This window comes from Actinosynnema sp. NPDC023794 (assembly GCF_040639675.1).
Classification (GTDB): domain Bacteria; phylum Actinomycetota; class Actinomycetes; order Mycobacteriales; family Pseudonocardiaceae; genus Actinosynnema; species Actinosynnema luteola.
This window is the reverse complement of the sequence record NZ_JBFAFR010000087.1, coordinates 1-5,181: the sequence shown is the minus strand read 5'-3', so window position 1 is coordinate 5,181 and position 5,181 is coordinate 1. Positions and strand designations below refer to the sequence as shown.

At 67.5% G+C, this 5,181-nt stretch carries 6 protein-coding genes; 2 read left to right on the top strand and 4 right to left on the bottom strand.

Annotated elements, in window-relative coordinates; translation table 11 throughout:
* Positions 1-192: 192 nt before the first annotated feature.
* Entirely contained in the window at positions 193-1,284 is a 1,092-nt protein-coding gene (locus AB0H12_RS45085; RefSeq protein WP_499632923.1) for an amidohydrolase family protein, read from the bottom strand.
* Between the two features lie 411 nt (positions 1,285-1,695).
* On the opposite strand from AB0H12_RS45085, the gene AB0H12_RS45080 reads away from it, so the two are divergent.
* Complete coding sequence (locus tag AB0H12_RS45080) at positions 1,696-1,941, top strand: hypothetical protein (RefSeq protein WP_499632921.1); 246 nt, start codon at positions 1,696-1,698, stop codon at positions 1,939-1,941.
* 100 nt (positions 1,942-2,041) lie between these two features.
* On the opposite strand, the gene AB0H12_RS45075 is transcribed toward AB0H12_RS45080, so the two are convergent.
* From AB0H12_RS45075 to AB0H12_RS45065, 3 genes are all read right to left on the bottom strand, one after another.
* Positions 2,042-2,554: a hypothetical protein gene (locus AB0H12_RS45075; protein ID WP_499632919.1), complete on the bottom strand. Its 513-nt coding sequence runs from the start codon at positions 2,552-2,554 to the stop codon at positions 2,042-2,044.
* On the bottom strand, positions 2,523-3,194 hold the full coding sequence (locus tag AB0H12_RS45070) for a calcium-binding protein (RefSeq protein WP_499632917.1): 672 nt from the start codon (positions 3,192-3,194) through the stop codon (positions 2,523-2,525). The genes AB0H12_RS45075 and AB0H12_RS45070 overlap by 32 nt, the downstream gene beginning before the upstream one ends.
* Positions 3,195-3,564: 370 nt before the next feature.
* Positions 3,565-4,107: a hypothetical protein gene (locus AB0H12_RS45065; protein ID WP_499632915.1), complete on the bottom strand. Its 543-nt coding sequence runs from the start codon at positions 4,105-4,107 to the stop codon at positions 3,565-3,567.
* A gap of 624 nt (positions 4,108-4,731) precedes the next feature.
* On the opposite strand from AB0H12_RS45065, the gene AB0H12_RS45060 reads away from it, so the two are divergent.
* A partial coding sequence (locus AB0H12_RS45060; RefSeq protein WP_499632913.1) for a transposase family protein occupies positions 4,732-5,181 on the top strand: 450 nt, incomplete at its 3' end.

Sequence of the window (5,181 nt, the reverse complement as noted above, 5' to 3'; positions counted from 1 at the left end):
GGCAGGTTGACCCCCGTCGAATACGAAGCAATCATGACCACGCCAGCCAGTCAGGCTGCGTGACTACCACTGTCACCTACTCGTGCAGCAGACCCCTTCCTCTCGGAGGCGTCCAGGCTAGCGACTGGCCCGGCAAGGGTCGACGGCCACATCGACCACGGTGACAGCGGCGGGCGCCCGAGCCGGCGTCGGTCACGTGAGGCAGATCTGCGGTGCTCGGTCGGCGATGTGCAGCAGCCGGAAGTAGTTCTGTCCCAGAGCGATGTTGCGGAAGGCCTCGTCGCCGAGCTCCTTGTTGATGCGGCTGGTCACCTCCAGCTCCTGCGCGTACACCTCGTAGCTCTTGTTGGCCGAGGCCACGAAGTCGGTTCCCGGCACGGCACGTGTTGGGTGTGCGTCCAGGAGTGTCGCGTACTTCCTGCGGGCCCCGGGTTTGCTGAAGTGGAGGTCTTCGAGCACGCGCCAGCTCAGGTCCAGGGTCAGATTCGGGTACCGACCCAGGAGCCGCTGCAGGATCCGGATGTGCTCGTCGGCGGGGATCGTCGTGAGTTCCTTGGACAGTCCCATGTGCGCCCACACGACCTGGTTGTCCGGGTAGCGGCGCAGCACCTCCTCGAACAAGTGGAGGTACTTGGTCGGCTCGGCGTCGTCGCCCAGGTCGGAGTGGATGGTGATCGGCATTCCGCGCTGGCGCAGGACCCGCATGAACGGTGCCCAACCGGCGATATCCGGAATCGTCGCGGCCTGGTGACCGTTGGGGAACAGCGCCTGCTTCACCAGGTTCACCTCGCCCGCCCACCGGAACATGCCCGGGAACTCCTTGTCGTACAGCGTGATGCCGGGCGGGACGGCCTCGGGTCGCCTGAGGTCCATGAACGTCATGGCCAGCGCGAGGCGCGGCTGGGCCGGTTTGACGGCCGCGTACTCGACGGCGTTGGCGAAGTCGTTCTTCATGCTCGGGGTCACCGGCGTTCCGGGACAGTCGAGGTAGTAGGTGCACTCGGAGTCCACCGGCAACGCCTGCCCGATGCCGTTGACGCTGGCGTAGCGCACGCCGCTGCGGCGCAGGTACTCGACCACCTGCGTGAACGGGACCGCAGGTCCGCCGAAGGGACGGAAGTGCAGGTGGCTGTCCACCACCGAGGTGTAGGGCTCCCGCGCCCGGTCGAAGCAGTCCTGCTGGGCCAGCAGCACACCGCCGTGCTCGGGGAGGACGACGAACGCGACCGCGGCGAACAGCGCCACGGCCGGGCGGAAGAGCCGGCTGACCCCGGATCGCTTCATCAAGACCTCCGACACAGGTCGACCGGACGATGCCGCGACGATCGCACCGCCGCGGCACGACGGTCCTCACGGAACGTCGGATTTCAGTCGATCGGGTGGATCTTCGGAGCGGTCGCTGTCCGAGCTCCGCGACCACCTGCCCGCCCACGGCCCCGTCGCGGTGCTTCGCATCCCACATACCGGCGACGTGTCACGGCAGATCACCTCCACCTGGTGTCCGCAGCGCTCGACCTGACCACTGGGAAGAGCCATCAACGGACCCGACGCCGCATCGCCACGCCGAGTTCCACGATCGCGTCAAGTTCCTGCACCCGGTGGCCAGGCCAACGCCTCTACCTGCTGATGGACGACTCTCGTCCCACACCGACCCGATACCCACGACCGGGCCGCTGATAACGCCGTCGAGCGGGCGTGCCCGCCGACCTCCTTCAGCCTGTTGAACCGGATCGAGGTCGAGTCCAGCGCCCAGCGAAATGTGCCGCCGACGGCACCGACCACCTCGGCCACATCGAGCACAGCACCGCGATCGCGGCCTACATCCGCCGACGCGACGCACGATCCGACCCCGCGACCGGATTGATCACCGACTCACCCATCCGCAGCTGGACCGATCAGCTGGCCGAGGGCTGCGTGACGCGGCACTGGTCTGCGCGATGAAGGACGCCGGGAACGACGGACCGAGGTGCCGGGGGCCTTGTGCGGCGCTGCCAGCGCTGCCGGCGAACGCTGGTGGTCGCTGCCGCGGTGTCGGTCGGGGTCACAGTTCGCAGTTGGTCCTGTTCTCGATGTCGGTGCAGGTGTCGAGGTTCGGACCGGCGTCGGCGGTGTCGGCGCCGCTTCCGCCGTCGACGGTGTCGATGTTGCCGGTGCCCAGGCCGATGAAGTTCACGTTGCCGTTCTTGGCGTCGCCGTGGACCACGTCGTTGCCCGGTCCGGCGTCGATGGTGTCGCGATGGCCGGTGGTTACGGACTTCGCGCCCCAGACGGAGTTCAGGTTCTCGTAATCGCCGTAGATGACGTCGTCACCCTCGCCGCCGGAGATGCTGTCGTTGGAGGTCTCGGTGCCCACCGGCGCGCTGATGCCCAGGTTCGCGGTCTGCGCGTCGCCGTAGATGGTGTCGCCGCCCCCTCCGCCCGAGATGGTGTCGTTCAGGTTCCCGATCAACACCGCTCCGGCCAGGCCCGTGCCCGATCCCACGGTGATGGTCCTGCTGAAGCCGTAGATCGTGTCCGGGTCGTCACCGCCGATCAGGGTGTCGTTGAGGCCCACCACCCCGCCCGAGACGGCCGTGACCGTCGCGTCGAGGCCCCCCGGAGATGACGTCCGACCCTGTGCCGCCGTCGATGTGGTCGTTGTCGGCGATGTAGGCGGCGGAGACCGTGATGACCGCGGTCCCGGAGTTGCCGATCAGCACGTCGTCGCCCGCCTCGCCGAACACGCGGTCGGAGAGGTCTTCGAGCGGACCGGGAGCCGGCACGCCCGGGAGTTCGTCGGGCACCACGACGAACTCACCGTAGACGGTGTCGTCACCGTCCCCGGCGCAGACGCGGTCGTTGCCGGCGAGCCCGATGATGGTGTCGTCCCCGCCCAACCCGACGATCACGTCGTCACCGTTCGTGCCGGTGAGGGAATCGCCGTCCGCAGAGCCGACGATGGTGGCAGGCAGTCCGTCGCAGGACGGTGTGGCGTGCGCGGTGGGCACAGCCGTGACCGACCACGCGGCCATCACGGCGAGGGCCGCCACCGAGCCGACCGAGGACCTGTCACTGGTTGAACGCACAGCGATCTCCTTCCAGCTCACCGCATTACGCGGAACCGGTTCGCCACCACGGAAGAGAGTTGCGCAACTCACGTACGGGATCGTCCTGTCGAGTAGGACGTTACGTCGGAAGACAAACTTCCACCTCACACCACACCACTCCGCAGCCCTGCGGGAACAGCACTCACGCGCGGTATACCACTGCCCGCCGATCACGCTGCTGGGAGAGCAGCGGCGCCCAAGACGATCGGCTCATGATGGCGAATCGCGATAGTCGCCGCCGTGTCCGGCGGTCGGCTGGTCGCAACGGGGAAGACGTGTCCTCACGGCCTCGAGTTCGCCCCGGCCGATCCGAGGTACGGCATGGTGCTCAAGCCCACTCGGTGACCAGCAGCGGACACGACATCCCGCATTATCGTCCGGTGTGCCGGTGTGCCGGTGTGCCGGTGTGCCGGTGTGCCGGTGTGCCGCAGGAGCCGGGCACCGTCTCGACAACGACTCGTCCGCGAATCGTCGGTCCTCAGAGGCCGAGGACGACCAGTGTGGAGGGGCCGGTGAGGCTGGACACGCCTGTGCCCGCGCACTGGAGGCTGTCGGGTGTGACGAGTGCGGTGACCTGTTGGGCACTTGCCGAGGCAAACGTGCCACTGGTGATCAGACCCGAGTTGGTGATCACGGTCTGGCCGCCCGTGCGGGTGACGGTCCAGTTGTAGGAGAAGGTGCTCGGTTCGACCGCCGGGTTGCTCCACCTGTAGGTGCGGGACGTAGCTCCCGAGAGCAGCAGCTGCGTGCACGACACGGTGTCGGTGAAAGTCTGCTCGTACGCGCCGCTGGGCGCCAGGAGGTTCGTGCAGGTGAAGAAGTAGCCGGTGACCTTGACGTTGGTGGTGGTCGGGGTGTTGGTGATGGGCGGGTCGTAGTTCACCGACCATGTGCCGGTGCAGTTCTGCTGCTCGATGTCGGCACGAGAGGATCCGGCCATGCCGACCAAGCCGCTCGCGGCGAGCGTCACCACCGCCAAGAACGTTGCCCATGAACGCACTCGTGACACCACCTTCTCCATTTGGGTGGAACCTGACCCACCTCGTTCCTAACGGACCCAGGCGGTCGCCCACACCGCCGTTCAGGGCGTCGTGGGACGCCGGCTTCGTGTGCGTGGTTCGGGTAGACGTGTTGGGTCGGCCGACGTCAGCACGTTGGCGATGCGGTCGCAAAACGGGTTGATCGCCTCGGCGGTTCACCAGCCGACTGCCTCGTCAACCCGCGTGGTGATCATCGGGCCGGTCGCCTCAGCAGCTCGGGCTCAGCCCGGCCATCGACTCGGACCACGAACCGCACAACAGCCACATCCGCCGTCAACGCTTGCTGCTCGAACGAGCCGAACTCCTGGTCGTCAAGCGAGTCGGCCAGGAATGAGGAGTCGGCCACGTGGTCTGAGGCGCGTTCAGGTGGCGACCGGTTCGTACTCGTTGATCAGGCCGCCAGGTAGCAGGAGGTGTTCGGTGCGGTGGTGCCTTGGGTACGACAGGGTTGACGACCAGGGCGATTGCGTAGTCAGACAGCAATGCGCTGAGCTGGGAGTTTGGGGCGTGGAGGGCCTTCGTGGAGGCGATGGTGGCGGGTGAGATCGCGTCGGTGATCATGGAGTTGCGACGCTTCACGACTCCGAGGAAGACCTCACCCGCCGATGGCATCGGCTCTCATCACCGCACTGACCGTCACGACACCCTCCGCCGACGGCTCACCGGCGCCTGTCACCGATGGTGAGCACGGTGGTCTGCTGGACGCCCTGGCGAAGGTCCCGGACCCGCGTGACCCGCGCGGGATCCGTTACCCGTTGTCGGCACTGCTCACGGTCGCGGTCTGCGCGGTCCTGGCCGGGGCGTCGTCCTTCGCGGCGATCACCGACTGGCTGCGGGATCTCGACCGTCACGCCCGCGATCGGCTCGGTTTCGACCGCATCCCCTCCGCCACAACGATATGGCGGCTGTTGACCCGCCTCGACGCCGACCTGTTGGCCACCGTCCTCGCCGGCTGGCTCACCACCCGCGCCCGGCGATCACCACCGGTTCGACAACGCCGATACCGCCACGTCATCGCCGTGGACGGCGAGACCCTGCGCGGCGCCCGCCTCGAC

Bases quoted from the DNA above. Each gene is read 5' to 3' on its own strand.
- AB0H12_RS45085 (WP_499632923.1), bottom strand. From the start codon at position 1,284: ATGAAGCGATCCGGGGTCAGCCGGCTCTTCCGCCCGGCCGTGGCGCTG.
- AB0H12_RS45065 (WP_499632915.1), bottom strand. From the start codon at position 4,107: ATGGAGAAGGTGGTGTCACGAGTGCGTTCATGGGCAACGTTCTTGGCG.